The organism is Natronococcus roseus (genome assembly GCF_043677095.1).
In the GTDB taxonomy this organism is placed as follows: domain Archaea; phylum Halobacteriota; class Halobacteria; order Halobacteriales; family Natrialbaceae; genus Natronococcus; species Natronococcus roseus.
In genome coordinates, this window is the sequence record NZ_JBHLJR010000006.1 from 392680 (window position 1) to 419274 (window position 26595).

Here is a 26595-nt window from a genome sequence, read left to right on the forward strand (position 1 = left end):
GAGCGCTCGCGGCAAAAGCGCCGCGGTCGCCGCCGACCACGAGGCTTATCCCTTCACGGTTGTGTGTCACAGCTGTACACCTATGTCGCTCGCGAGCGAAACGCGCCGAGCCGTCGACGGGAACCCGTTTCTCGTCGACGCACTGCGGGCCGGAGTCGTCAACTACACCGCGGCAGCCCGGTATCTCGACGTCGACGGCGAGATCGACGCGGTCGCGACGGCGATCCGCCGCTACGCCGAGGAGCTTCCGGCCTACGGGACCGACGCGCGAGAGGTCCGGGTCAGGATGGAACGCGGAATCACACCGGCCGCGATCGACGGCTCCCAGCCCGAGACGGCGCTGTTCGCGATCGGCGGGACGTCGTTCAGGTCCGACAGCGGCGACCTGACGGCGATCGTCGCGACGGGCGACGTCGACGCGGTCGCGCTCGGGACGACGCTGGGACGACTCGAGATCGAGGGGATCGAGCCGATTGCCGCCGGCGTCGGGGAAGGGGCGATGATGCTCGTCGTGGAAGGGGTCGCGGGAGCCGACGCCCTTCGGACGGTCGAGGACGCCCTCGAGGCCGTTCCCGAGTCGTAGCCGAGGGCCGGAAACCTATTTTTGTCCGCTCGATGGACGTAGCCCGATGCCACGTTCGAGACCGTTCCGATCCGTGCTCAGTAGCCGATCGCCGAGAGGAACGCTCGTTTCTGCCGAGCGTGGGGGAAACGCCGGATGAGCGACGCTCGACCTGCGGCCGACGATCGAACGCAAGTCTCGATCGCCTGCCAGGGTGGCGGCAGTCACACGGCCTTTACTGCCGGCGTGCTCCGGGAGCTGCTCTCGCAGTGGCCGGCTCGCGAGGAGGAGTTCGAGCTGGTCGGGATCAGCGGCAGCTCTGGGGGTGCATTCAACGCGTTGGCAGTCTGGTACGGTGCGGTCACCGGTGACGAGGAGACGGCGATCGCGACGCTGGACGCCCTGTGGGACGACATCGCGGCCAGCGACGCCGCCGATCGGCTACTCAACAGCTGGGTGACGACGTACGCCCGCATTGCGAGCACCGGCGTCGGGCTGCCGGAAGTGAGCCCGTACTACTCGCCGGCCGCCAGACTGAGCCAGCGGCACCTCGGTCGCCTCCTCGAGCGCCACGTCGACTTCGATGCGATCCCCGAACTCTGTGCGGCCGACGTCCCGAAACTCGTCGTCGGCGCGGTCGACATCAACGCGGGCGAGTTCGTGACGTTCACCAACGAGGCCGTGACCGTCGACGCCGTGCTCGCGTCGGCCGCGGTGCCGGAGCTGTTCGAGGCCGTCGAAATTCCGGCGGAGAGGTGTCCCTCGACCGATCGATCAACGACCGACGGTGAGAGTCGCCGCTACTGGGATGGGCTGCTCTCCCAAAATCCGCCGGTCAAGGATCTGATCTCGGTTCCGGGGGAACGCACTCCCGACGAACTGTGGGTCGTCCAGATCAACCCGCAGACCCGACCCGGAACCCCGACCTCGCTCCCGGAGATCGCCGATCGTCGGAACGAACTCGCGGGGAATATCTCGCTGAACAACGAGCTCCGGACGATCGAACGGGTCAACGAGTGGATCGAGGGCGGCCACCTCGAGCACCCCGACTACACGACGACGACGATCAGGCGCATCGAGCTCTCGGGATACGATCAGACGACGAAGCTCGATCGCGATCCGCAGTTCCTCGAGGAGCTCGTCGCGGAGGGCGAGCGGCGGGCCGCCGCATTTCTCGACGAGCGAGCCGACGAGTGAGCGGGCGTCGGTCGGCCGATGGCGGATTCGGCGGGCACCGTGCCGCTTAACTGCCGTCCGGGAAAAATCAGGGTAATGACCCTGTACGTGACGAACACGTTGACGGGCGAGACGGAGCCGTTCGAGCCGGAGGACCCCGACGACGTTCTGCTCTACTACTGCGGCCTGACGGTTTCGGACCCGCCCCACCTGGGCCACGCCCGCTCGTGGGTCCACGTCGACGTCATGCACCGCTGGCTCGAACGGCTCGGCTACGGCGTCCGCCACGTCGAGAACTTCACCGACGTCAACGAGAAGATCGTCGCCCGCGTCGGCGAGGACGACCTCGGCGACGACGAAAGCGAGGTCGCGGAGACCTACATCGATCGAACCCTCGCGGACATGCGCTCGCTGAACCTCCTGCGGGCGGAGGTCTACCCGCGAGTCTCCGAGCACGTCCCCGAAATCGTCGCCCTCGTCGAAACCCTTCTGGAGAAGGGGTACGCCTACGAGGCGAACGGCTCGGTCTACTTCGACGTCACCAGCTTCGAGGAGTACGGCAAGCTGTCGAACCAGGCCCTCGAGGAGATCGAATCCCAGGGCGACCCCGACGAGCGCTCCGAGAAGCGAAACCCCGCGGACTTCGCGCTCTGGAAGGCCGACGGCGTCGACGCCGACGCGATCGCGGAACACCGCCACGAGGGAGCCGCGCCGGCCGAGGAGGCCTGCGAGACCGCCCTGACCTGGGAGTCGCCGTGGGGCGAGGGACGACCCGGCTGGCACATCGAGTGCTCGGCGATGAGCACGACCCACCTCGGGGACACCCTCGATATCCACGTCGGCGGCCGCGATCTGGTCTTTCCCCACCACGAAAACGAGATCGCCCAGTCCGAGGCGGCGACCGACCAGCAGTTCGCAAAGTACTGGCTTCACTGCGAGCTGTTCCAGATGGACGAGGAGAAGATGTCCTCGAGCCTGGGGAACTTCGTCACCGTCGACGAGGCGGTCGACCGCTGGGGAGCGAACGTCGTCCGAACGTTTCTCACCGCGGGCTCGTACAACAGCCAGCAGCTGTACTCCGACGAGACGATCGCCGAGGCCGAGGAACGGTGGGACCGCCTCGAGCGCGCCTACGAGGCAGCGACCGCGGCGATCGACTCCCCGGAAGCGGGGTCGAAGGTCGCCGACGACGAACTCCGCGAGAGCGTTTCGAACGCTCGCGAGGCCTTTACCGAGGCGATGAACGACGACTTCAACACCCGCGAGGCCCAGTCGGCCCTGCTCGAGATCGCGGCGGCGATCAACCGCCACCTCGAGGTCGGCGAGGGCGAGCAGGCCGACTACCGCGGACTGCGCCAGGCCGTCGAGACCCTCGAGGAACTCGGCAGCGTACTCGGGCTCTCCTTTACCGGCGAGACCGACGGCAGCGCGGAGCTGGCCGGCGACGTCGTCGAACTCGTGCTCGACGTGCGCGAGCACGAGCGCGAGGCGGGGAACTACGAGCGGGCCGACGAGCTCCGCGACGAGCTCGAGGGGCTCGGCGTCGAAGTCCAGGACACCGACGAGGGGGCGAGCTATCGGCTCCCCTCCGGCGAGTAGCGGTCGAGACCTCTTTTCCGGTCGGATCGGTTTCGCGCCTCTCTCGTTCGGTGAACTTCTCGAGTGATGAGATCGACGGTCGTCCTCGGACTGTCCACTCTGCGTCGCGTAAACCGCATCCTGTTATATCGAAACTCGACCGATGGTCTCCCCACGTTCAGAGTCTGTGGTTGCAATGACGAGGCGTAGACTCAGTACAAGGAACACGCGTGTTCGTACGTGGACTCGGCCTCAGACGCGTAGCGTCTTGATGGCGTTTTATCACCCCTTCCAAATTAATAGCCTGGGCCTCGTAACCAGAGGGATGCCCGAAGAAACACTGTTTGAGTCCGAGCGGGATATGGACACAACCGAAGTCGCACAGTACCTTCGAACGGTCGCAGAACATCTCGAATCGGGCGACGAATTCACTCTTGAATCCGGTAGTGAGTCGGTAACACTCGCTCCACCGGGACGCGTTGAGTTCGAGGTTGAGGTCGAACGCGAGACATCGACGTCGGGGGGTTCGCCGGAGATTGAACTCGAGTTCGAATTGGAGTGGGACGAAAACGGAACCGATACCGGTGACCTCACTATTGAGTGAGGGTATTGTAAGCTATAGTAGCCACTGAAAGTCAGTGCGCACCCGACCGCACGACGGCTGTGCGATTGGTGTGCAAACAGTTTCAGTTGTTACTATAAAGCCACACATTGTTTGTGACGGTGCAGACGGGAGCATATCGGATTTAAGGGGCAACATATCGCCCGTACTCACCATTCAGAGCGGAGATGTGCAACCGATTCTATGACATTTTCACGCAGCAACCAACTCATCCGATAGCTGTCAAGAGGAGGGTGCTGAGTATAGGTGAACGACGTCTCAGCTCGGTCTGCCCCTTTCTTCTGCGGTGGCGCGCGCTGTCGGCGAGGCGCGACCGCAGGGAGCGCCTCGAAAGAGCGAACGGGGAACGGAGTGACCCGTGAGCAGATAGCACGAGCGAATGGCTTGGCAGAGCGTGCTCTGCCAGTGGCTGAGCGAACGACCGCAGGAAGTGAGTGAATCGGCTGGGGAGGGCGTGGCGATCCCCTGTGTTCGTGCGAGCAGAGTCTGCTTCTGTCGGTATTACCGCGAACGCCAGCCCCTTTCAGTCCCGCCCAGCGGTGGTCCGTCAGGGTTGCAGACCAATGCCGGCCGTTCCATTCGCACTGCAGACACAACGCCGGACGGTCCATACTACTCATGTCGGGACGTAGAACAGTCACCGGTGAGGAGAATTGGTGAATTTCTTCTGCCGAACTGCTGATCACGAAACGGACGCCTCGAGTCGGCCGCGCCACTTATGGCCACCAGGCGGTTCTTTCAGACTAAATGAATCGACGACAGTTCGTCGCCGCGGGTGCAGTCGGCGGCGTCGGTCTCTCGGCCGGATGTCTGGACGAGTTCCTCGAGGACGCGACGACGTTTTCGGCCACGCCGGCGGTCGTCGCCGAGAGCGCGACCGACGACACCGGCTACGAGTACCAGGGGACCGAGGAGATCGTCTCCACTGAATCCGTCGCCGGCCAGGAGATCGAGGTGACCAGCTACGGCTCCGAGTACACCCGGCCGATCGACCTCCCGCTCGACATCTTCGGCGGCGAGATCGAGGCCGGCGTGTTCGCCGTCATCTCGACGCCGCAGGTCAGCGTCGCCGGCGAGGAGTTCAATCCCGTCGGCGAGATGGAAAACGAGGAGCTCGTTCAGGAGATCCAGACCCAGTACGAGGAGCTGCGGATCGAGGAGTCCGTCGGGGAGCGATCGGTGAGCGCGCTCGAGGAGACGATCACGCTCGAGACCTTCGAGGGCGAGGCGGTGTTACACGGCGAACACGGGATCGACATCCTGCTCGATATCGCCCAGCTCGAACACGACGACGACTACCTCGTGATCGTCGGCGTCTACCCCGACCTCGAGGACTTCCCGATCGACTCCGAGCGCGATCGGATCGACGCGATGGTCCAGGGGCTTGAGCACGACGACGACGTCGACGCGGAGATCGTCGAAACCAGCGAGGAAGAAGAGCCGCTCTCCGATTAGAGGCCGAGCGCGGTCGCGATCGAGACGCCGCTCGCGAGCGCACCCAGCAGGTACCCCCCGATCGCACCGCCGTTGAGCAGGGGGAGTCCGGCGTGAGGTCGCCCCTTCAGAACCATTCCCATGAGCACGAGCAGCCCGGCCAGCGTGCCGAGGATCGCCCCCAGCGCGGGCACGTTCAGCGCGATGCCGGGCACATCGAGGGTGCCCGCCTCAAGGAAGTAGGCCGCGCTGGCGACCAGGATCGTCGGGATGATGGCGTCGCCCAGCCCGATGAACAGCGCGTCGCGGCCGGCGTCGGCCGGCACCTCGTCGTCGGCGGAGTCGGGTTCGCTTCCCACGGTCGGCGTCCCGTCGGTCGGTCCCTCGTCGGCCCGACTCGAGTCCGACCCCTCGAGAGTCGACTCCCCGTCTCCCCGGTCGTCCTCGAGCGACGCCTCGGAGCCGTCGGTGAGGTAGGAGTACGACAGCGTCGTCGGAACGACCAGCACGACGGGAATCTTCAGGTCCATCACGCCCTCGGCGAGGTCGAGCATGTGTTCGGTCTGGTAGACGCTGATGGCGTCGTAGATCGCCAGCGCCGAGAGCAGCAAGATCGCGGGCAGGAGGCCGAAGCTGATCCCGAACAGCGCCGCGGCGCCGGCCCCCATCAGAACGCCGGTGAGATCGATGACGTACCACTCCGGGTACAACAGGAGCGCGGCGCCGACGCCGAGGGCTGCGCCGACGGCGACGACGTTGATCGGCCCTGCCGTAACCACCGGCGGAACGAGTTCAGTGAGCACGAACCAGGCGAGGAAGACGCTCACGCCGATGACCAGCGCCCTGATGACCCACTCGAGGTCGTACCGGAAGGTCGCGAGCATAAAGCCGGTCGCGACGAGGATCACCGCGAAGTAGACCAGGCTGTTGGTCGGGTTCTCCGGATCCTCGACGGCCTGCCGGTCGGCGTCGTGGAACGGCTCGATCAGCGCCAGCGCGCCGAGTTGCACGGCCAGAAACAGCGCCACGGTCGCGCCGACGGCCGCGAGCACCCGGGTCCGATGGTCCATGGCGCGGCGTTCGCACCCGCTCCTCTTGGTGCTTTTCGTTACCCCCTCGAGCCCTCGTCAGGGATCAGCGCGCGTACAGCGCCGACCCGACCAGCGACGGGAGGTGGACGTCGTCGTCCGGGGTCACCGCCAGGTAGGGACCGTCGACGGGGCCGAAGACGTCGACGACGCGGCCGACCGACTCCAGGGAGTCGTCGAGCACCATCGTCCCGATCTCCTCGCGGAGTCGATCGTCGTCGGCGTCCGCGTTCGCCCGCAAGATTGCGAGCCCCTGGGCGGTTCGGACAACCTGTCCGACCCGGCGCATCAGTCCCGCATCGCGACGACGTACGCCGCGACGGCCTGGACGAGGTCGTTCTTCGAGTCGTCGGAACCCCGGACGACGACCCGGCCGCGGTCGGCCCAGTGCTCTCGGGAGTAGGATTTGTCCCGCTCGATCGTGGCGTCGTAGCCGATCTGCTGGACGGCCTTTGCGATCTCGTCGACCGTCGGCTCCTCGACGGCCAGCTCCTCGGCGACGCGTCGTCCCTCGGCCCGGGAGAGGTCGGCATCGAGATAGGCGGGCCAGATGACGTTCTCGACCATACTCCCGACTCGGGAGGCCTCCGGGTAAACACTTTTCAAAAGCGTCGGGTCCGCGCTCGAGTCGATCCCTCAAGCGCGGGTGGTCGGTCGGCGGCGGCGAGCGAATCGGCGTTACCGACGACGAGCGAGAACGGCGAGGACGGCGATCAGCGCGGCGACGACCGCGGGAACGCCGAAGCCGGGGATCGAGTCGTCGTCCTCGGCTGCGTCGTCCGCGGGTTCGTCGACCGCGTCGTCGGCATCCGCCTCGTCAGCGTCCGCCTCGTCGTCTGCATCGTCGGTCTCGTCCTCGGCTTCGTCGGTCGCTTCGGCGTACGCCTCGGGGTGGACCTCGGCGACGATCTCCTCGATCGCCTCGACGACGAGCGGGCCGGGCTGGCTCATGAACTGGTCGTCGACCGCGACGAACTGCTCGTCCTGGTAGGCGGTCGTGCCCATCGCGGCCTCGCTAACCGGAGGCTCGTCACCCCAGGATTCGCCGTAGATAATCCACTCGGGATCCTCCTCGACGACGACCTCGTCGCTGATCTCGGCCCAGCCCTCGATGCCGGCCTCCGCGCCGAGGTTCTCGACGCCAGCGGTGGTGATGATCTCGTCCTGGAAGGTGCCTTCACCGGCGGTGAACCCGTCGCCCATCTCGTAGTACGCGAGCGGGTGCTCCTCGTCCTCGACGGTCGCCTCGATGGTCTCGAGGCGCTCCTCGAACTCCTCGAGGGTGTCCTCGGCACCGTCGCACTCGCCGACGATCTCGCCGGTCAGGCGGACGTTCTCGGCGACGCCGTCGAGGGACTCCTCGGTCGGGAAGACGTAGACGTCGAGTCCGGCGTCCCGGAGCTGGTCGATCACGTCGTCGCCCTCGAGGGCGTTCGCCGCGAGGACGACGTCGGGATCGCGGTCGATGATCTCCTCGGTGACGGGCGTGACGCCGTCGTCCTCGGTGATGTCGAGCTCCTCGTCGGCCTCGAGGTAGTCGGTGTACTCGCCGACCGGCATGCCCGAGAGCTTCTCCTCGGCCCCGATCTCGTGTATCACCTGTGCGTCACTGGGCTGCAGGGCGACGACCGAGTCGGGCTCCTCATCGACGGTTACCGCCTCCCCGGTGGCGTCCTCTCCTTCGAACGGAAACTCGCAGGTCGGTTCCTCCTGTGCGACGTCGGCTACCCCCCCTCCCGCCGCGGCGGCGGGAGCAAACGCGGCCAGCGCCGTGAGTACGGCGACGAAAACGATCACTGAATTGCGCATCGATCGAATCGTGGCACCTACTCCAACAAATATTTGCCTACTGCAAGCGAGGTTTCAGCCGTGTTTCGTCCGGGTCGTCTCGTCTCGTGGTCGGTCGCGCTCTCGGCGCTGCTGGTCGGCGTCGTCGTCGGGAGCGCCGCGCTCGGACCAGTTCGGATCGATCCGCTGACCGTCTCGCGGGCGATCCTCAACCTCGCGGGCGTCGGCGTCCACGAGGTGCCGGCGACCCACCAGACGATCGTCGCGGACGTCAGGCTGCCCCGCATCCTGCTGGCCGCGACGGTCGGCTTCGCGCTGGCGGCCGCGGGAACGGTCATGCAGGGCTTTTTCAGAAACCCACTCGCGGATCCGTCGATCATCGGCGTCTCCTCGGGCGCCGCGGTCGGCGCCGTCGCCGCCATCGCGTTTCCGGCGCTGGTGCCGATCGGGAGCGTCCACCTGCCCGCGTTCGTCGGCGCGCTCGTCACCGCCTTCCTCGTCTACGCCATCGCGACCGAGGGCGGGCGGACGCCGGTCGCGACGCTGTTGCTCGCGGGGGTCGCGATCCAGGCGTTTCTCGGCGCGGTGATCTCGTTTATGGTCGTCCACAGCGGCGAGAACCTCCGGGAGGCCGTCATCTGGATGATGGGCCACCTCCATCGAAGCAGCTGGGGCGACGTCGGCTTCGCGCTCCCAGTCACCGTCGTCGGTGTTCTCGTGCTCGGCGCCTACACCCGGGAGATGAACGTCCTCCTGCTCGGCGAGGAGGACGCCCAGAACCTCGGCGTGAGCGTCGAACGAACCAAGCTCCTGTTGCTCGCGCTGGCGAGTCTCGTCACCGCCGCGGGGGTCGCCGTCGCCGGCGTCATCGGCTTCGTCGGTCTCGTCGTCCCCCACATGATGCGCCTGATTGTCGGCCCCGATCACCGCATCCTGTTGCCGACCAGCGCGCTCGCGGGAGCCTCCTTCCTCGTGATCGCCGACACCGTCGCCCGCGTCGGCGCCTTCGGCCTCCCCATCGTCCCCGTCGGTATCGTCACCGCGACCGTCGGCGCGCCCTTCTTCCTCTATCTGCTGACGAGCCGGGAGGTGCACGCGCTGTGAGCGACGACGCGCGGTCTCTCGCCGCGACCGACGGCGCACAGATCGAACTCGAGGACGTCGCGGTCTCGCTCGGCGACACCGACGTCCTCGAGTCCGTCTCGCTGTCGGTCGAACCCGGCGAGTTCGTCGGCCTGGTCGGCCCCAATGGCGCGGGGAAGACGACGCTGCTTCGAGCGATGAGCGGCGCGCTCGAGCCCGATCGCGGAGCGGTGGCCGTCGACGGCGCGCCGCTGCGCGAGCGGTCCTCGAAGGCCGCGAGCCGGCTGGTCGCGGTCGTCCCCCAGAACACCCGCCTCTCGTTTTCGTTCGACGTCCGGACCGTCGTGGAGATGGGACGGTACCCCCACCGCTCGCGCTTCTCGCCGCCCGGCGAGGCCGATCGGGCGGCGGTCGATCGCGCCCTCGAGCGCACTCGCACGGCGCAGTTCGCCGACCGACCGATCGACGAGGTCAGCGGCGGGGAGCGCCAGCGGGTCGTCCTCGCGCGGGCGATCGCCCAGCAGACCCCCGTTCTCCTGCTCGACGAGCCGACGGCGAGCCTCGACGTCAACCACCAGATCGAAACCCTCGAACTCGTTCGCGGGTTCGTCGCGGAGGGCCGCACCGCCGTCGCCGCGATCCACGACCTGAACCTGGCCGCGCGGTACTGCGATCGACTCGTCATCCTTTCTGATGGGGCCGTCCTCGAGTCGGGCCCACCGGAGTCGGTGCTGAACCGGGACGTCCTCGCCGCGGCGTTCGACGCGAATGCCGTCGTAACCGAGAGCCCGGTGACGAGGACGCCGACGGTGAGCGCGCTTCGGGCGACCGACGCCGAGGCGACCGTTCCCGATCGGGTCCACGTCGTCGGCGGTAGCTCGACCGCCGCGAGCGTCGTCGCCGAACTCGCCGCGGCCGACTGTACGTGTACGGTCGGCCCGGTCGCGGGCGGCGACGCCGTCGCCGAGCTCGCCCGCGGACAGGGGTTCGAGACGATCTCGGTCGAGCCGTTCGCCCCGCTCTCGGACGACGACCGGGAGGCGGTCCGCGGAGCGATCGAGGCCGCCGGCGTGACGGTCGTCGCCGACCTCGAGGTCGGCGCCGGAAACCAGCTGTTACTCGAGGAACTCGCCGATCGAGAGTCGCTCGTCGTCGTCGAGGACCGTCCGTTCGCCGAGCGAAACCACGCGGGCGACCGGGCGCGGGCGCTGTACGAGCGCTGCCGGCGACGCGGAACGACGAGTTCGGTAGATCGGGTCCTCGAGGCGATCGGGGAAGCGAGCGAACGCGCCCGGTCGCAGTCGACGGATGCGGTCACCTCAACGGACGATTGAGCACGACACGCGAGAGGCGGAGCCGTGGACTCGTCGGTCCACTGTAACGGACGGACAGCAAGTCCATCTGGAGGGAGGGACGGACAACAGCCCGTTGGATCCACCTAACGGGCTATTTCAGCGAGCTAACCGAGGTCTGCTCGGAGGAACGAAGCTCCGGGTTTTTGCTCGCCGGCGTGGGGAGTCGATCCATGATCGAGAGCAGCCACACGCGCAGGACGGTGCTGCAAATCGCCGCCGCTGCGGCGGCGTCGGCCGGGGGAGTGGGTACCGTCGCGGCACAAGAGGACGACGACGAGGGAGCGGACGACGACACCGATCGGCTCCCAATCGTTCTCGGCGCCCGGTCGGAGTACTGGTACGGCGTTGCTCCCGAGGCGATCGAGGGCGAGGAGAATCCGACCCTCGAGTTTGCGGACGGCGAGGCGTACGAACTCGTCTGGATCAACCTCGACGGAGCCGAGCACGACCTGGTTCTCGAGTCCGAGGACGGCGAGGAGTTCGCGGTCTCGGACGCAACGGAGACGGCGGGCGAGGCAGTGTCGATGACCGTCGAGGCGTCGGACGAGATCGACGAGTACTACTGCGGATTCCACCCCGACTCGATGCGCGGCGACGTCGAGTTAAACGGCGGGTTCGATCGCTCTCGGAGACGCGATCGTGACGAGGATCGCCGCGGTCCACAGCACGATAACGGAGATCACCACCACGACGAAAACGACCGACCCGGTCTCGCCACTGCTGGCGTCTCGACCCGCGGGCCGGACTGAACGGTTTTTTACCCTCGCGCGCCAGAGTGGCCGTCAATGACCGAGTACGACTACGACGAGCTCGGACTCGTCGCCGGGCTGGAGATCCACCAGCAACTCGACACGGCGACGAAGCTGTTCTGCCAGTGTCCGACCGAACTGCGCGAACCCGAGGAATCGACGCGGCGGTTCACGCGCTATCTTCACCCCACTCGCAGCGAGCTGGGCGAGATCGACGACGCGGCCTTAGAGGAGAGCAAGGTCGACCGCGAGTTCGAGTACCTCGCGTACGACTCGACCTGTCTCGTCGAGGAGGACGACGAGCCGCCCCACGAGCTCGACGACGAGGCTCTCGAGACGACCCTCGAGGTGGCCCAGCTGATGGAGATGGACCCGGTCGATCAGGCCCACGTCATGCGAAAGCTGGTCGTCGACGGCTCGAACACGTCGGGGTTCCAGCGCTCGACGCTGATCGCCACCGGCGGTGAGATCGAGACCGGCGACGGTCCAGTGGGGATCGAGGACCTGCTGCTCGAGGAGGAGAGCGCCCAGCGCGTCGAGGAGACCGACGACGGGGTTCGATACAGCCTCGATCGCCTCGGCATCCCGCTGGTCGAGATCGGCACCAGTCCGGACATCTCGTCGCCGGAGCAGGCCCTCGAGGCCGCCGAGCGGATCGGGATGCTGCTTCGCTCGACGGGGAAGGTCAAGCGCGGTCTGGGGACGATCCGCCAGGACGTCAACGTCTCGATCGCCGAGGGCGCTCGCGTCGAGATCAAGGGCGTTCAGAGTCTGGACGACATTGACGACATCGTTCGCAACGAGGTCGCCCGCCAGGTCGAACTCGTCGAGATCCGCGGCGAACTCGCGGACCGGGAGGCGTCCGTAGGCGCGATCCAGGATACGAGCGACGTCTTCGAGGATACCGACAGCGGCGTCATCGGCGGTGCCCTGAGCTCCGGCGGGTCCGTGATGGCGGTTCTCCTCGAGGGGTTCGACGGTCTCGTGGGTCGCGAGATCGCCCCCGACCGCCGTCTCGGTACCGAGTTCTCGGACCACGCGAAGCGCCACGGTGCGGGCGGGATCTTCCACACCGACGAGCTGCCCGCCTACGGCGTCACCGACGAGGAGGTCGCCGAGCTCCGGGAAGCCGTCGGTGCGGAGCCGGAGGACGCCGTCGCCGTCGTCGCCGACGACACCGCGACCGCCGAGTCGGCGATCGAGGCGGTCGCCGAGCGCGCCCGGACGGCCCTCGAGGGCGTCCCCGAGGAGACTCGCGGCGCGAACGACGACGGAACGACCCGCTACCTGCGTCCGCTGCCCGGCGCGGCGCGGATGTATCCCGAGACGGACGTCCCGCCCGTCGAGCCGGATCCGAGCGAGGTGCCCGAGCCCGAGCTTCTGACCGAGAAGGTCGAGCGCTATCAGGCGGAGTTCGACCTCGGCGAGGGGCTGGCCGAGCAGGTCGCCTACGGTCGTCGGATGTCGCTGTTCGAGGATATCGTCGCCGACGGGATCGACCCGACGCTCGCGGCCTCGACCCTCGAGTCGACGCTGACCGAGCTGCGGCGGGACGACGTCCCCGTCGAGAACCTCGAGCGCGAGCACCTCGAGGCGGTGCTCGAGATGGCCGACAGCGGTGACCTCCCCAACGAGGGTGTGGGTGACCTGCTCGCGGCGCTCGCCGAGGAGCCCGATCGCACGGCCGAGGAGGCCGCCGAGGCGGAAGGTCTCGGCGGCGCGGACGAAAGCGAGGTCCGCGAGGCCGTCGTCGAGGTCGTCGAGCGAAACGAAGATCAGGTCGAAGCGGAGGGGATGCAGGCGTTCTCCGGACTCATGGGCGAGTGTATGGGCACGCTTCGCGGGAAGGCCGACGGCGACCTCGTCAGTCGACTGCTGCGCGAGGAGATCCAGCAGCGGGCCTGAGCCGGACTGTCCGGGCGCTCGTGTCCCGGTCCCGACCCGACTGGAAGCGAGATCGGTCGCAACCGGAACGGCCACCCTCTCCGGGAGCGTCCCTCGAGCCGGTCGGCTGACACGCTGGCGGGCCGAAGCCGGTGGGGAAACGGCGACTACAGCCGAGGCCGTCCGCGGATACGTCCTACTCGAGTTCCTACGTTCCGGGAACAGGGGACGGCTACTACCAGCCTGTGTCGTCACGCAAAATACGTGCGTATCGCAGATCTCGTCGAGTCGGAGAACTCGCCGTGGTTCGTGCTCGTTCGACTGGCCGTCGGGTTCGTCTTTCTCACCGAGGGTCTCAACAAGTTCGTCAATCCGGGCGAACGCGGTGCGGGCCGGTTCGCGGACCTCGGCTTTCCCGCCCCCGAGCTCGTCGCGGGGTCGGTCGCCGTCCTCGAGATCGTCGGCGGCGCGTTGCTCCTGGTCGGATTGCTGAGTCGGCTCGCGGCGCTCCTGCTCGCGATCGCCGCGTTGCACGCGATACTGCTCACCAAGATCCCGGTACTGCTCGGGACGCCGATCGGTCCGTTCGTCGGCGTGAGCCAGGAATTCACCGGCCTGTGGGGCTTCCTGTACGCGTGGCGACTCGACTTCACGATGTTCGTCACGTCGGTGTTCGTCCTGATCGTCGGCCCCGGCGAGTGGTCGCTCGATCATCGGCTGGCCGATCGGCCGGATATTCTCGGACGGACCGTCCGTGCGCTTGGCGTGTAGAACCGAACAGCTGGGATCCTCGGTTCGCGTTCACCGAGCGAGAGGACGGGATCGAGCGAAAACGGACGAATTACTGGTAGGCCTCGAACTCCTGGCCGAAGAGTGCGAAGTAGACGACGCCGATCATCCCGACGACCGTGGCGATCGTAAAGGAGAGTTCGGGGCTGACGAACTGCCAGAGGAACCCGCCCAGCGCGCCGCTGGGGATCACGATCGCGCCGCGGATCAGGTAGTACGAACCCGTCACGCGGCCGCCGGCCCCCTGTTCGGCCGGGCCGACGACCAGCGCCTTGTGTGCGGGGAGGCCCGCAAAGCGCAGTCCCGAGAAGGCAAATAGCGCGATCAGGAGCCAGGCTTCGTTCCCGGCGACGTACTGGGGGCCGAAGATCAGCAGGACGGGAAAGATCGCGTAGACGAAGAATCCGAGCCCGACGACCGGTTTGAGGCCGACGTACTCGGCGACCTTGGCCGTCGGTGCCATCGTCAACAGCGCGACGAACATCTCGACTCCCAGGAGGACGCCGAAGAAGGCCGCGGGCGAGAGGTCGATCGTCCCCACAAGAGGCAAGGAGAGCGTCAGTCCGATCTCGAGCAGCTGGGTGATCACGAGGATGAAGAAGGCGTAGACCATTCCGTTGGCGAAGCGGACGAACGTGTCTGCCACGAGCAGCGGTCGCAGCGGGTCCGGCAGCGCCTGCAGGTCGTCGACGATCTGGCCGACCCCCTCGAACTCCTTGCCAACGGAGTCGGCGTCGGCTTCGTACAGCAAGTGCTGGACGATCGTCCCGAGGACGGCGAAGACGATCGCGATTACGAGCACCCAGAGGAAGCCGGGCATGAGTTCGTCGGCGACCAGGGCTGCGACGATCAGCGGGGCGATCAGGAACGCCGTCCGGCGGAACGTCTCCGTGCTAGCGAACCCGCGGGCCAGCCGGCTCGGCTCGGTCGCCTGCTTGACGATCGCGTAGTGGCCGCCGATGCCGAACGATTTCCAGCACTGGGCGAGCAGGAGGCCGACGAACACCCACACCCACGGCTCGAGGACGACGACGCCGAGATCGATCGCCGGGACGTACGCGGAGCCGAGCCAGATCGCGAAGCCGAACGTCGAGAGAAAGCCGAAGACCGTCAGGGCGTACCGCGAGCCCACCCGATCGGAGACGATCCCGCCGTAGTAGGGGTAGACGGCACCGATGACGTTGCCGAGCGTGGCGAACAGCCCGACGACGAACCCGCCCGCGCCGAGGTACACGAGGTAGTCCGGAAGAAAGCGGTTCGTCATCTGAAAGCCCAGGCTGAACGCGAACATCGCCAGCGACAGCACCAGCACGTCCCGCTGTAGCGAGAAGAACTGCCGAAACGCGTCGAGCGGGCCGGCGACCTCGGCTTGCTCCTGTGCCATGGTACAGAGTGGAACGGTACCGGATCAAAGTTCCAGCGGAATCGGTGATCTACGTAGAGGGTCGTAGTGTGCTCGAGACGGCAACTCGTTCCGCATAGGCAGAGACGGTACTACTGTGAAAGAGCAGCAATCGTAGCACCCGCGGGAGACCATCGGGAGCGAGCGGCCTTTTAACGTAGCTTTTTAGAGTCGAGTGGGACCGCCCGTCCCACTGACCACGCGAATAGTACGAAACCAAAGCCCTCGCATACCGTACGAACGGTGTGCGGTTCGGAAAGAACGCAGTAAGCGAAAACCGCGATGTGAACAAGGAACCGAGTGAGCCGTGAATGAGGCTACGCGTCCGTGAGCAGAGAGTGGTGGGCGAGCAATGGGAGCAAACTCGACAAAGAAGGAGCGTCTCCCATCTTCATGCAACGGATTGCTTCTCAGCATAAAAAATGTAGAGGGTCTCTATCTGCTGAAGCAGCGAGTTCTAACTACCCCGACGATAACGTCGCCATTCATCGGATTTTCGTGGGATTCGAGTGATCGTCGTCGAGTATCCACCGAACCGCGTCGTTGACCGTCGGATTGTCGGCTCGTAAACCACTCCACTACACCTACTTTACGGACAGGTAGACCTATCGGACGGGAACCGGGCCGCCTACAGCGCGCCGAACCCCTGGGGTGGACGGCGCAGGGCCGAGGCCCGTTCGTAGGCTGAGGCCATCCCGATCAGGTCCGGTTCGCTGAACGGCCGCGAGAGAAACGAGAGCCCGACCGGAAGCGCGGGATCGGAAGTGTACCCCGCGGGGACGGTGATACTGGGGAAGTTGGCCGCAGGACTGAACGTTCGCATAGAGGGGCTTATGTCGTCGGGAATCTCCCGATCCTCACCGACGACCGCCGGCGTGCGGTTGTCCGTGGGGTAGACGAGCGCGTCGAGGTCGTCGTCGGCCAGCACGGCGAACATCCCCTCACGGAGCGTTTGCTGGTCGCGCAGCGCCCCCAGATAATCGACGTTCTCGTCGAGCCCCTCCGGGTCGACCTCGAGGGCGGCTTCGAACAGTCCGAGGATCGAGCCTTCGATCGTCTCGGAGTCGAGGACCTCCTGCATCGAGTCGACCGGCGCCGCGTCGCCGAGACTCTCAAGATAGGCGTTGAACTCGCGGCGATACTCGTAGGTGATGAGGTCGCCGGCCAGCCCGCTCGCAATCTCTTGGAGCTCCTCGGGGATCTCGACGGGATCAACGACTGTTGCACCGCAGGCTTCGATCGTCTCGAGACCTGACTCGAAGCGCTCGACGACCTGTGCGGGCTGTCCGACATCGATTCCGGTCGCTTCGGGGTCGTCGGGAATGAGCTCACGAGGGACGCCGACTCGGACGCCCTCGAGCCCGCCGGGTTCGAGGAACGACGTGTAAGGATCCTCAGGAATGTTATCGACCCCTTCGGCGGTGACGGAATCCGCCGGATCGTAGCCGACCATGACGTCGAGTAGCCGCGCGGCGTCGGCGACGGTTCGGGTCATCGGTCCGGCGGTGTCGAGCGTGCTGCTGAGCGGGATGATCCCGTCACGACTGATCAGCCCCGTCGTCGGCTGAATCCCGACCAGCGAGTTCGACGTCGCTGGACCTAGTATCGACCCGCTCGTTTCTGTCCCGATGCCGATTGTCCCGAGGTTCGCCGCGACCGACGCCCCCGTCCCCGCGCTCGAGCCCGACGGGTTCCGCTCCGTGTCGTAGGGGTTGTACGTCTGGCCGCCGAGCGAACTCAACGACCCGGAGGCAAACTCCCCTGTGTTCACCTTCGCGAGGACGACCGCACCGGCCTCACGAAGGCGCTCGACGACGAAGGCGTCCGCGGGCGGGACAGTGTCTTCGAACAGCACGTTCCCGCCCGACGTCGGTAGGTCAGCTGTATTAAAGATGTCCTTGACCATCAGGGGGATGCCGTGGAGCGGGCCAACTGGCCCCGACTCCGCGAACGCCTCGTCGAGTTCCTCGGCCCGGTCGATCGCGCCCTCGTTGAGCGTAATGACCGAATTGAGCTCGTCGTCGTAGGCGTCGATTCGCTCGACGTAGCGTTCGGTGAGTTCCCGCGCAGTCAGTTCGCCGCCTTCGAAGGCCGCGTGTACCTCCGCGACGGTCGTCTCGAGCAGGTCGAACGACTCGGATGCCGATGTTCCCATGGCAGCGGTGCTGGCCACCAAGCTCCCGGCGCCGGCCACGCCCGCGGCTTTCAGTACGGACCGTCGGCCAAGGGGCGAGCTGCGAGCTGAGGCCTCGACCCCCTTGTCATTTGTCGATCCACCTTTGATCGCCTTTCTTTCCAGTTCTTCCTTCATCAGATACCGTGTTAGACTCTACGAATATCAATCTTGACCAACCGGAATTGGGCTATTGTACTTTATTTCTGGGTATAGTTCGTACAACCCTGCATCGTTATAGGATATTTAACGCAGTCTCCCTATCTGAAGATATTTTAGAGAATGTCGAATCTACAACGGTAGTTATGTACGCTCCAGCACCAACAGGGAGCCTGCGACGATTACTGTTAGATCTTAATAAGATTTCACTAAGTACCTTCTTCAAGATCAAACATAGATTTGAGTGGCCCCATCCGTTCAGTGCATACTCGCTACGTACCGGTCCTCGGAACCACGGCGACGATGATCAAGTTCGAAGGCGCTATCGATCCGCTTAGTCGACCAGTTCCTCGAGCAACGTTTCCAACTCGTAGCTCTGTAAGGCCTCCCGCTCCTCGATCGCCGAGATGACGAACGTCGAGTCGGTGCGGTCGACGCCCTCGAGCTGTTCGAACTCGGCGATCAGCCGTTCGACCATCCCGCTCTCGCTGAGGCGGGCGACGACGATGAAGTCGGTCTCGCCCATCGTGAAGTAGACGTTCGTCACGCCCTCGACGGTCAGCAGGCGGTCCGCGAACTCCTCGTAGGAACCCCTGTAGTCGGCGTGGATCTCGACGATGACGGTGACGTCGAGGCCGAGCTCCTCGAGGTCGATCTCGTAGCGGTCGTTCGCGATGATCCCCTCCTCGCGGAGGTTGTTGAGCCGGTAGTGGATCGTCGACACTGGAATTCCCGTCGCCTCGTGGAGCGCTTCGGGGCTGCCCGTCTCGCGCTCGGAGATTGCCTTCAGCAGGCGCACGTCGCGTTCATCCATACCGCGAGTTCGAGCGATGACGTGATCGGCCTTTCGACTCAGACGCTCGAGGTTGGATATTTCTCTAATAGTAACCCCTCTTTTCGGGGACTGGCTCGGATCGAATTCATATGTGTAATTCTGCATCCGATCTCGTGAGTGTTATTGTAGAAGGGTCTAAGTACGTCGACTGATTTCGAACGTTCTATGATTCGACGCGCGCTCTTTCGGTCTGGATACGGAGATTTAGTGTTGTTCTCGATTCTCGCGATCTGCTGGGGAACCTCCTTCGTCGCGATCGAGATCGGTCTCGAGTACGTGCCGCCGCTCTTGTTCGCCGGGCTCCGTTATGGGGTCGCGGGACTGATCGTCTTCGGCTACGCCGCCGTCGTGACCGATCGGCTCCGACCCGTCGACCGGGCCGAGTGGCTCTCGGTCGGCGTCGCCGGAATCTTCCTCATCGCGTTCTACCACGCGCTGTTGTACGTCGGCGAACTGTACGTTCCGGGTGCGATCGCGGCGACGGTCGCCAGCACCGCGCCGATCCTCACCGCGGCGTTCGCCGGGGCGATCCTGCCGCGCGAGCGACTCTCGTCCGCGGGGGTCGTCGGGCTCGTGCTCGGCCTGATCGGGGTCGTCGCCGTCGTTCGACCCTCGCCGGCGGGGCTCGACACCGAGCTCCTGCTGGGTGCGGGGCTCGTCTTCGGCGCCGCGATTGCGTTCGCGGTCGGGACCGTCCTCGCGCGGCCGCTCGACGCCGGGCTCCCCCTCGAGACGCTGCAGGCCTGGGCGATGCTCGTCGGCGCGGCAGTGTTGCTGGTCGGCGCCCCGCTCCGGGGCGAGTCGGTCGCCGCGATCGACGTAACGCCGACGGCGCTGCTCTCGTTTACCTACCTGACGCTCGTCTCGAGCGTGTTCGCCTTCCTGCTGTACTTCCAGCTGCTCGACCGGGCCGGGCCGACCCAGGTCGCGCTGGTGGGGTACGCCGAGCCCGCCGTCGCGATCGGCGTGAGCTGGGTTCTACTGGGATACGTCGTCGACTCGCTGACGATACTGGGGCTGGTGACGATCCTCGCCGGCTTCGCCGTCATCAAGCGCCGACGGCTCGCTCGCGTCCTCGAGCGTCGACCCGAGATGCTCCGACGCCCGACCGCCGCGATTCGGACGCTGCGAAATTCGACCGAAACTCGTCGCTCGCCCACCGCCGAGGCCAGAACCGACGGCGGTGTCCCTCGCGACACCGAGGCGGTCAGTCCCGAGTCGAGAGCCGACTGAGGGCTCGGAACCGACGACGAGACACGTCTCACGGTAACTGGTACCGAATGCCTCGAGAAATACTCTCACAAAGGTTTATACAAAATAATGTCGGCTAGCTCACACGACGGAGGGGATCCAGTATGAAACAGACACGAACGCTAACCGTAGTGTGCCACGTGCGGGCACCGTTGCTGCTTGAGCCCGTCGACAGTCAGGTCGAGAGCCTGCGCGCCTGCGAGGAGGAGGGAACGATCGATGAACTGCTGGTGCGGAGCTGGCCGAAGGAGGTGCGACTGTCCGAGAACAGTCCCTACCAGGAGGTCCTCGAGACCTACGATCGATTCGAGCAGTGGGCCGACCGACGAAACGTCTCGATCCGGCCGCCGTTCCGAACCCGGACGGCGACCTCGCAGGTGACCGACGAGCGTCGCGAGGTCCTCGTGACCCCGCTGCTGTGTCTCGAGTGTTACGCCGACGACGAACTGGTCGCCGTCTACCCACACTCGACGGACGAAGAGACGATCACGACCGAGGACGTGATCGCCCGCATCCGGTGTGGCGAGGATCTCGTATCGGCGGATCCGATCGGTAGCGACGTGGAGGCGAACGGTCTCGAGCGCGATGACACCGGCGCCGAGTCGGCACCGTCGCCGCGATCGGATGGCTGTCCCGACTGCGGTGAACGGCTCGTCGACGGACAGGGACTGGTGACCTGTCCGGACTGCGGGTGGATCGGGACGATCGCCGAGGACGGCGGCTACACGCGGACGTCGGTCGAACGCGTCTCCGATCGGAAACCCGTCCGTGCGGTTCCGGATCGATAGAGCCGCCAAACTCCGAATTTGTAGAACTGCGAAGCGTCGATCGTTCACGCTCGACGATCCGTTTTTCGAGAGGAGCGTGGTTCGTCTTCGAATAGGGAAGGGGTTCGAGATTAGATAGGGAAGGGGTTCGTCTTCGGACACCGAACGGATCTCAGTCCTCGGCGGGGCGCTCCGTCGCTCTGCGGAGAACCCCGAGCAGCGTGTTCGCCTCGCGTTCGGTCAGATCCGCGCGGCCGAACACCCGCCGGAGCATCCGCATCGTCTTGTCGCGTTTCTCGTCGGGATGGTTGAGTTCCTCGAGCAGGGCGCCCCACTGGTCGTAGAGCCGATCGAGGGTCGGCTCCGGCGCCCGGGTGCGCTCGAGGTCGGGCAGCTGCGTTCCGTCGGCAGGGAGCGTGAGGGTGCGAAGCTCGTACAGCGTCACCGTCGCGGCCTGGCCGAGGTTCAGTACGGGGTAGTCCTCGCTCGCGGGGATCGCACAGATCTCGTCGATCCGCGCGAGCTCCTCGTTGGTGAGTCCGACCCGTTCGCGGCCGAAGACCACCGCCGTCGGTGCCTCGACGGTTGGCAGTCGCTCGGCTAAATCGGCTGGCGTCGAGTAGGGATAGCGCATGTGGCTGCGGTCGTCTTCGTTCGTGACCGCGGTACAGCCGATCGTATGGTAGCTCTCGGCGAGCTCGTCGAACGAGAGTTCGGTCGCGTTCGGGAGGATATCCTCTCGAGCCTGCCCGGCGAATCCGTACGCCTCGCCGTCGGGGTCGAGCTCCGGGGGATCGACGAGCAGGAGGTCCTCGAATCCGAAGTTCTTCATCGCGCGGGCGATGGTGCCGACGTTGCCCGGCGTCTTCGCGTCGACGATGGCGACCGATGGCGGCGTTCGGTCGGCGGCGGTCGCGTTCGGGTCGTCCGTGGTTGCTTCGGTCGGTTCAGTCATGGTTCGGCCGTCGCTGGCGGAAGCTATTTCGGCGTACTCGAGTGCGAGCGTCGACTCGAGGAAGAGACTGGAGTCGGCAGTTCATACCGTCGGTAGCGAGGCCGCTCGCAAAAGTCGACTGGTCCCGGACGCGTCTCGAGCCGGAAGCTGACTCGAGAGGGAGCGCTCCCCCTCGATCGGTAGCGAGAGTGATCCGGGCTGGCGTCGTCGTCACGAGAAGGTGTCTCTCTCGGTAAGCGACCTCCTCGTCGCGGTGAATAGAAGGGAATTGCAGGTTTCTACGATAGAATAGATAGGTGTGAGTTGTAGAGATTATGTGATGGGTATAATGGGTCCAATAGCTGCAATAGGTGGATAGGTGGGTGGAGAGGAAGAGAGAACTAGTCTAGTAAGAAGAACTAGTCTAGTAGTAGTACGTTGAGGCCAACTCCCGAAGCGTCGTTCGACTTCCCGTATCTACTGCTAATCGCCGTCCCTGATCGCTCTCGGCCGTGAGAGAACTCCCTCCGTCCGTTCACTTCTTCCCTTCTTCGACGGTTTCGACCTTCTCGAGGCGGTCCACCCGGGTCGAGCGTTCCGTTCCGAGGGGACACACCCCCTTCGCGTTTGTAACGCCGTACAGGTGTGGGGAGGTTCTGATCGGCTACACACCTCCGTCGCGGTTGTAAATGTATACTTTCAGCGACAGAATCCGTCGAATTTCGGCTCTTAGCTCGAGACCCCCCGCCCGTTCGGCGTTACATCCGCGACGGGGGTGTGTGTCCTCCCGCGGATCGGTTGACACGAACAGGAACCGGTAATAACGCTGCCTTCGACCTCTCATACGGTCAATACTGATCTCCCGGATTCCTCCTCCCTTCCGGGTCGGGAAGGTGGCCGGAGGTTCCCGTAGGGTAGCGGGGCTCGGAACCCGTTACATCCGCGAGGGGGGTGCCCGTCGGAGGTTCCCACGCGTCCGCCCCGTTCACAAGCGCGAGGCCGGCGATATCGGCTGGACCGAGTGGACGGCCTTTGGATGCGGTATAGCGCCCCTCACGCGTTTGGTTTACATCCGCGAGTGATCTCCATACCTTTATTTTAGTCCGGTTGGAAGGGACGGGGTACTGCAATGTCCGCGAACGACGACCGTGATCCGCTCTTCCGATACGACGATCCGATCTTCGCCGACGAGCGGCTGCTCGAGATCACGCACCTGCCCGGTCCGGACCGGATCGTCGGTCGCGACGAGCAGATGCAACGCGTTGCGGACGCCTTGAACCCCGCTATCTTCGGCAGTGAGCCGAACCACTTGTTTATCTTCGGGAAGACCGGAACCGGCAAGTCCCTGATTTCGAGGTCGGTGACCAAGCGGGTAATATCGGAGGCAAAGCGCGACGACGTTACGGTCAACTACGCCTTCATCGACTGTGGCGAACAGAACACCGAGGCGTCGATCGTCAAAACGATCGCCCAGTTAGTCAACGACCCCGAACAGAGCGGAATCACCGTTCCCGACCGCGGGCTGGGGACCGGTGACTACTACAAGCGGCTCTGGCAGGCCGTCGATCGCTGTACGGACGTCACTATCGTCATCTTAGACGAGATCGACATGCTCGAGAACGACGAGGTGCTGCGAAAGCTCTCGCGAGCGGGCGAGAACCGCCGAATCTCGGACTCGAGCATCGGGATCATCGGCATCTCGAACAAGATCGACTTCCCCGACCATCTCTCCGAGCGGGTCAAGTCCAGCCTCTCGCGGGACGAACTCGTCTTCTCGCCGTACGACGCCAACCAGCTCGTCGAGATCCTGGAAAAACGCCGCGACGCCTTCCACGACGAGGTGCTTTCGGGCGACGTCATCCCGCTGACGGCCGCGCTGGCAGCCCAGGAACACGGCGACGCGCGCAAGGCGATCGACATCCTTCGAAACGCGGGTCGCATCGCGAAGAAACAGAACGCCGACCGCGTCACTGCCGACCACGTTCGCGACGCCAAGGAGAAGACCGAGGCCGACCGGTTCAACGAGCTGATCGAGGGCTCGCCCCAGCAGGCGAAAGCGATCCTCTACTCGCTAACGCTGTTGACCGAGAACAGCTCCGAGAAGGAGTTCCCGACGAAGATCATCTACAACCAGTACAAGGAGGTCGCCCGCCGGCTCGACTTCGACGTCCTCTCGGAGCGACGGGTTCAGGAGATCCTTCAGGAGCAGAACTTCCTGAACGTCATCCAGTCCGAACGCGAGGGTCGGGGACGGGGTCGTGGCGCCCATGCGAAACACCGCCTGCTCGAGAACCCCGCCATTGTCAAGAAGGTCCTCCTCCGGGACTCCCGGCTGGCTCCGCTCGAGAGCGACTCGTAGCCGATCGAGTACTGCTGGCCGTTCGCGATACGGTTTGCGCTCGCCGTTCGCCGGGACCGCGGTAGCTTTTTACCTCGCCTCCTCAGTGGCGGTATGTACAGCGTCGACGCGGCCGGACTTGGGATCGGTGACGGCCATCCGACCCGAATCATGGGTGTGTTGAACGTCAGCGAGGAGTCGCCGTACGACCCGAGCGTCTACGACGACCCCGGCGAGGCGGCCCGGTACGTAGACGAGGAACTGATCGGCGAGGGTGCCGACATCGTCGACGTCGGCCTCGAGTCGGCGAACAAGCGCTTCGAGGTGCTGTCGGCCGAGGAGGAACTCGAGCGGCTCCACGTCGCCTGCGAAACGATCGACCGCGTCGAGGGCGAGGCGGTCTTCTCGATCGAAACCCGATACCACGAGGTCGCCGACGCGGCCCTCGAGCGGGGGTTCGACATGGTCAACGACATCTGCGGATTCGCGGATCCACAGATGCCGGCCGTCTGTAAGGCCCACGACGCCGTCGTCGCGAAGATGGCCAGTCCACCGGATCTCGAGCGACCCGGTGCGGTCGAGGAAACCGACTGGGCCACCCGGAAGTCGCCGGACTGGGCCGCCGAGGCCGACTACGTCGATCAGGTGTACGAGGCGCTGAAACAGAACGGTCTCACCGACAGGACGATCGTCGACCCCGCCTTCGGCGGCTGGAGCGAGGCCCAGACCGTCGACGACGACCGGGAAACGTTCCGTCGGCTGGCGGAGTTTCGGGCCCTCGAGCGACCGATCCTGGTCTCGATCAACCGGAAGAACTTCCTCGGCGATCTCGTCGGCCGGGAGACCGAGGACCGCCTCCCGGCGAGCCTGGCGGCAACGGCAATGGTGATCGAACGCGGCGCCGACGTCGTCCGGACTCACGACGTGGCGGAGACGCGGGACGCGGCCGTGATCGCCGACGCGTTCGGCGGGCGGACCGACTGAGGAACGCAGACCGCTCGGCGATCTGCGTCCTCGACGCCATTTACGCGGAGAGCGAGCAGTATCGGTCCGCTCCGAGCCGTTCAATCGAACTGGTAAGTCAAGAGAAAGCTTATGTCGGAGGCTCCGAAAGGACGTGATGGACGCCGGGCGGTCTCCCGGGTAGGGGTACTTTGGAGGCGACGCCCGGCCCACAACACGGAATTATTGTGGCGTTACGTCGACCAGTGACGACGCCGATCTCCGCCGAACGCACGGATACAGATACTGGCAGCGAAACGCACAGACACACACGCCATCAGTGGAACGCACAGACACATACGCCAGCAGGGTAAAGTACGCGTATGGAGTTCGACGAGTGGGAACCGGTGTACGAGGCGATCCGCCGTGATTTCGGCTACGACCGCGACGGCGACGAGCGCGCACGGGACGTCCTGGCCTCACTCACGGAGCCGTTCGACCTCGAGCGACTCGACGCGGCCGACGGAGCGACCGTCGCGATCGCGGGGGCCGGCCCGAACCTGTCGGACGAACTCGACGACGCCCGCGAGGCTGACGTCGTCTTCGCCGCCTCGACGGCCGCCGACACCCTTCTCGAAGCCGGCGTCGGCGTCGACTGCATGGTCACCGATCTCGACAAGAACCCCGACACCGTCAGGCGACTGACCGAGCGGGAGACGCCTGTTGCGGTTCACGCTCACGGCGACAACGTGGCGCAGCTTCGGGCAGTCGTTCCCGGCTGTCGCGGCGAGTGGCTCCTGCCGACGACGCAGGTCGCGCCTCGCGGTCCGGTTCGGAATCTCGGCGGCTTTACCGACGGCGACCGGGCCGCCTTTCTCGCGGATCACCTGGGGGCCGCCCGGCTCCGGTTCGTCGGCTGGACGTTCGACGACCCGTCCGTCGGCCCGACGAAAGCCCGCAAACTCGAGTGGGCCGAGCGACTGCTGCACTGGCTCGAGCGCCGGCGGGGGGAGCGGTTCGACGTGCTAGACGGACGGCGAGGGAGCATCGAGACGACCCCGCTCCCGATCGAATGAGCTTGCCGTGTTCACCCCTCGAGACGACCCACCATCGGTCGGCAACGTGACACCGCGGACGCCTCACCCGCAGTACAGTATCAGAAATCCTTATTATGGTGTACGATGAACACTCTTTCGATAGCAGCGGACACACGGTCCAGCGGACGAAGTAACCACGACTGGTGGTTTCCGGGGCCGTTCCGTTCGAAACGTTGTATTTAATTTTGAGCTACTTTTTATTGCACAAGAAAGCTTATGCCGGAATGCTCAACTTATGGAATTATGTCATCAGACACTTCGGTGCAGAACGACGCTTCCGGAAGCCGGGACGATCGGCTTCCGAATCTGGTTACGATCGTCGGCCGCGGGGTGCCGTCGAACTTCGAGATCGCGGTCGACGGCGAGATCGAGATGCTCGCGGACGATCCCGTTGCGGAAGGGACGGTCGTCTCGGGTGGCGTCGCGGAAGGAACGATCGAGGTCGGCGTCCAGCGGTTTCGCTTCTCGGGCCAGATGGCCAACGTTTACGTCGTCGACTGGAACGGCGTCGAGATGTCCGACTCGGCGAGCACACCCGAAGTACACGTCGATTACGGGATCTCGTCACGGTAACAGGACCGGCACCCGA

General features: G+C 65.3%; 23 protein-coding genes and 1 pseudogene. 16 read left to right on the forward strand and 8 right to left on the reverse strand.

The genetic code is table 11. The annotated features are described in order from the left end of the window. The first annotated feature begins 82 nt into the window (after nt 1-82). The 5 genes from ACFEMD_RS18210 (at nt 83) to ACFEMD_RS18230 (ending at nt 5393) form a co-directional block, all read left to right on the forward strand. Nucleotides 83-583, forward strand: a complete 501-nt coding sequence (locus ACFEMD_RS18210) for a DUF7523 family protein (protein WP_394742696.1) — start codon at nt 83-85, stop codon at nt 581-583. Nucleotides 584-718: 135 nt separating this feature from the next. After that, nucleotides 719-1759: a patatin-like phospholipase family protein gene (locus tag ACFEMD_RS18215; protein ID WP_394742697.1), complete on the forward strand. Its 1041-nt coding sequence runs from the start codon at nt 719-721 to the stop codon at nt 1757-1759. Between the two features lie 75 nt (nt 1760-1834). Then, a complete protein-coding gene (gene cysS / locus ACFEMD_RS18220; protein ID WP_394742698.1) occupies nt 1835-3337 on the forward strand; it encodes a cysteine--tRNA ligase in 1503 nt (500 codons plus the stop codon). A 304-nt stretch (nt 3338-3641) separates the two neighbouring features. Then, nucleotides 3642-3920, forward strand: a complete 279-nt coding sequence (locus ACFEMD_RS18225) for an amphi-Trp domain-containing protein (RefSeq protein WP_394742699.1) — start codon at nt 3642-3644, stop codon at nt 3918-3920. Nucleotides 3921-4685: 765 nt separating this feature from the next. Next, nucleotides 4686-5393 (forward strand): DUF6517 family protein, encoded by a 708-nt coding sequence (locus ACFEMD_RS18230; RefSeq protein WP_394742701.1) that lies wholly within the window; start codon nt 4686-4688, stop codon nt 5391-5393. On the opposite strand, the gene ACFEMD_RS18235 is transcribed toward ACFEMD_RS18230, so the two are convergent. The 4 genes from ACFEMD_RS18235 to ACFEMD_RS18250 all read right to left on the reverse strand — a co-directional run bounded on the left by ACFEMD_RS18235 (nt 5390) and on the right by ACFEMD_RS18250 (nt 8269). After that, nucleotides 5390-6442 (reverse strand): presenilin family intramembrane aspartyl protease PSH, encoded by a 1053-nt coding sequence (locus tag ACFEMD_RS18235; protein WP_394742702.1) that lies wholly within the window; start codon nt 6440-6442, stop codon nt 5390-5392. The genes ACFEMD_RS18230 and ACFEMD_RS18235 overlap by 4 nt on opposite strands. A 64-nt stretch (nt 6443-6506) precedes the next feature. Further along, nucleotides 6507-6749, reverse strand: a complete 243-nt coding sequence (locus ACFEMD_RS18240; RefSeq protein ID WP_394742704.1) for an H/ACA ribonucleoprotein complex subunit GAR1 — start codon at nt 6747-6749, stop codon at nt 6507-6509. Further along, on the reverse strand, nt 6749-7027 hold the full coding sequence (gene srp19, locus ACFEMD_RS18245) for a signal recognition particle subunit SRP19 (protein WP_293029112.1): 279 nt from the start codon (nt 7025-7027) through the stop codon (nt 6749-6751). Before srp19 ends, ACFEMD_RS18240 begins: the two co-directional genes overlap by 1 nt. A 111-nt stretch (nt 7028-7138) precedes the next feature. Then, nucleotides 7139-8269 carry a PGF-CTERM-anchored ABC transporter substrate-binding protein gene (locus tag ACFEMD_RS18250; protein WP_394742706.1) on the reverse strand — a complete coding sequence of 377 codons (1131 nt, stop codon included), beginning with the start codon at nt 8267-8269 and terminating at the stop codon, nt 7139-7141. A gap of 60 nt (nt 8270-8329) precedes the next feature. On the opposite strand from ACFEMD_RS18250, the gene btuC reads away from it, so the two are divergent. The 5 genes from btuC to ACFEMD_RS18275 all read left to right on the forward strand — a co-directional run bounded on the left by btuC (nt 8330) and on the right by ACFEMD_RS18275 (nt 14090). Then, entirely contained in the window at nt 8330-9352 is a 1023-nt protein-coding gene (gene btuC / locus ACFEMD_RS18255; RefSeq protein ID WP_394742707.1) for a vitamin B12 ABC transporter permease BtuC, read from the forward strand. Beyond that, complete coding sequence (locus tag ACFEMD_RS18260; RefSeq protein ID WP_394742709.1) at nt 9349-10665, forward strand: heme ABC transporter ATP-binding protein; 1317 nt, start codon at nt 9349-9351, stop codon at nt 10663-10665. Before btuC ends, ACFEMD_RS18260 begins: the two co-directional genes overlap by 4 nt. A 191-nt stretch (nt 10666-10856) precedes the next feature. Beyond that, the gene (locus ACFEMD_RS18265; RefSeq protein WP_394742711.1) at nt 10857-11435 is read left to right on the forward strand and encodes a cupredoxin domain-containing protein; all 579 of its coding nucleotides are present in this window, start codon (nt 10857-10859) and stop codon (nt 11433-11435) included. 36 nt (nt 11436-11471) lie between these two features. After that, nucleotides 11472-13340 carry a Glu-tRNA(Gln) amidotransferase subunit GatE gene (gene gatE / locus ACFEMD_RS18270; RefSeq protein ID WP_394742712.1) on the forward strand — a complete coding sequence of 623 codons (1869 nt, stop codon included), beginning with the start codon at nt 11472-11474 and terminating at the stop codon, nt 13338-13340. Nucleotides 13341-13583: 243 nt separating this feature from the next. Further along, the gene (locus ACFEMD_RS18275) at nt 13584-14090 is read left to right on the forward strand and encodes a DoxX family membrane protein (protein ID WP_394742713.1); all 507 of its coding nucleotides are present in this window, start codon (nt 13584-13586) and stop codon (nt 14088-14090) included. A 70-nt stretch (nt 14091-14160) separates the two neighbouring features. Here the strand turns inward: ACFEMD_RS18275 and ACFEMD_RS18280 are convergent, their stop codons facing one another. From ACFEMD_RS18280 to ACFEMD_RS18290, 3 genes are all read right to left on the reverse strand, one after another. Beyond that, nucleotides 14161-15492 carry an MFS transporter gene (locus ACFEMD_RS18280; protein ID WP_394742715.1) on the reverse strand — a complete coding sequence of 444 codons (1332 nt, stop codon included), beginning with the start codon at nt 15490-15492 and terminating at the stop codon, nt 14161-14163. A gap of 646 nt (nt 15493-16138) precedes the next feature. Further along, a complete protein-coding gene (locus ACFEMD_RS18285; RefSeq protein WP_394742717.1) occupies nt 16139-17665 on the reverse strand; it encodes an amidase family protein in 1527 nt (508 codons plus the stop codon). 511 nt (nt 17666-18176) lie between these two features. Beyond that, complete coding sequence (locus tag ACFEMD_RS18290; protein ID WP_278291494.1) at nt 18177-18656, reverse strand: Lrp/AsnC family transcriptional regulator; 480 nt, start codon at nt 18654-18656, stop codon at nt 18177-18179. Nucleotides 18657-18842: 186 nt separating this feature from the next. Between ACFEMD_RS18290 and ACFEMD_RS18295 the strand changes: the two genes are divergently transcribed. Together ACFEMD_RS18295 and ACFEMD_RS18300 are read left to right on the forward strand one after the other, a co-directional pair. Next, nucleotides 18843-19910 carry a DMT family transporter gene (locus ACFEMD_RS18295; RefSeq protein ID WP_394742719.1) on the forward strand — a complete coding sequence of 356 codons (1068 nt, stop codon included), beginning with the start codon at nt 18843-18845 and terminating at the stop codon, nt 19908-19910. 122 nt (nt 19911-20032) lie between these two features. Next, the gene (locus ACFEMD_RS18300) at nt 20033-20716 is read left to right on the forward strand and encodes an HTH domain-containing protein (RefSeq protein WP_394742721.1); all 684 of its coding nucleotides are present in this window, start codon (nt 20033-20035) and stop codon (nt 20714-20716) included. Nucleotides 20717-20867: 151 nt separating this feature from the next. Here ACFEMD_RS18300 and ACFEMD_RS18305 read toward each other — a convergent pair whose 3' ends face one another. Beyond that, the gene (locus ACFEMD_RS18305) at nt 20868-21650 is read right to left on the reverse strand and encodes an RNA methyltransferase (protein WP_394742722.1); all 783 of its coding nucleotides are present in this window, start codon (nt 21648-21650) and stop codon (nt 20868-20870) included. A 1108-nt stretch (nt 21651-22758) separates the two neighbouring features. On the opposite strand from ACFEMD_RS18305, the gene ACFEMD_RS18310 reads away from it, so the two are divergent. From ACFEMD_RS18310 to ACFEMD_RS18325, 4 genes and pseudogenes are all read left to right on the forward strand, one after another. Next, a complete protein-coding gene (locus ACFEMD_RS18310; RefSeq protein ID WP_005555237.1) occupies nt 22759-23988 on the forward strand; it encodes a Cdc6/Cdc18 family protein in 1230 nt (409 codons plus the stop codon). 93 nt (nt 23989-24081) lie between these two features. Continuing rightward, nucleotides 24082-24942: pseudogene (gene folP, locus ACFEMD_RS18315) on the forward strand (dihydropteroate synthase); the annotation flags it as partial. Nucleotides 24943-25292: 350 nt separating this feature from the next. Then, nucleotides 25293-25985 (forward strand): 6-hydroxymethylpterin diphosphokinase MptE-like protein, encoded by a 693-nt coding sequence (locus ACFEMD_RS18320; protein WP_394742723.1) that lies wholly within the window; start codon nt 25293-25295, stop codon nt 25983-25985. Nucleotides 25986-26249: 264 nt separating this feature from the next. After that, on the forward strand, nt 26250-26579 hold the full coding sequence (locus ACFEMD_RS18325; protein WP_049891639.1) for a hypothetical protein: 330 nt from the start codon (nt 26250-26252) through the stop codon (nt 26577-26579). The last annotated feature ends 16 nt before the right edge of the window (nt 26580-26595 follow it).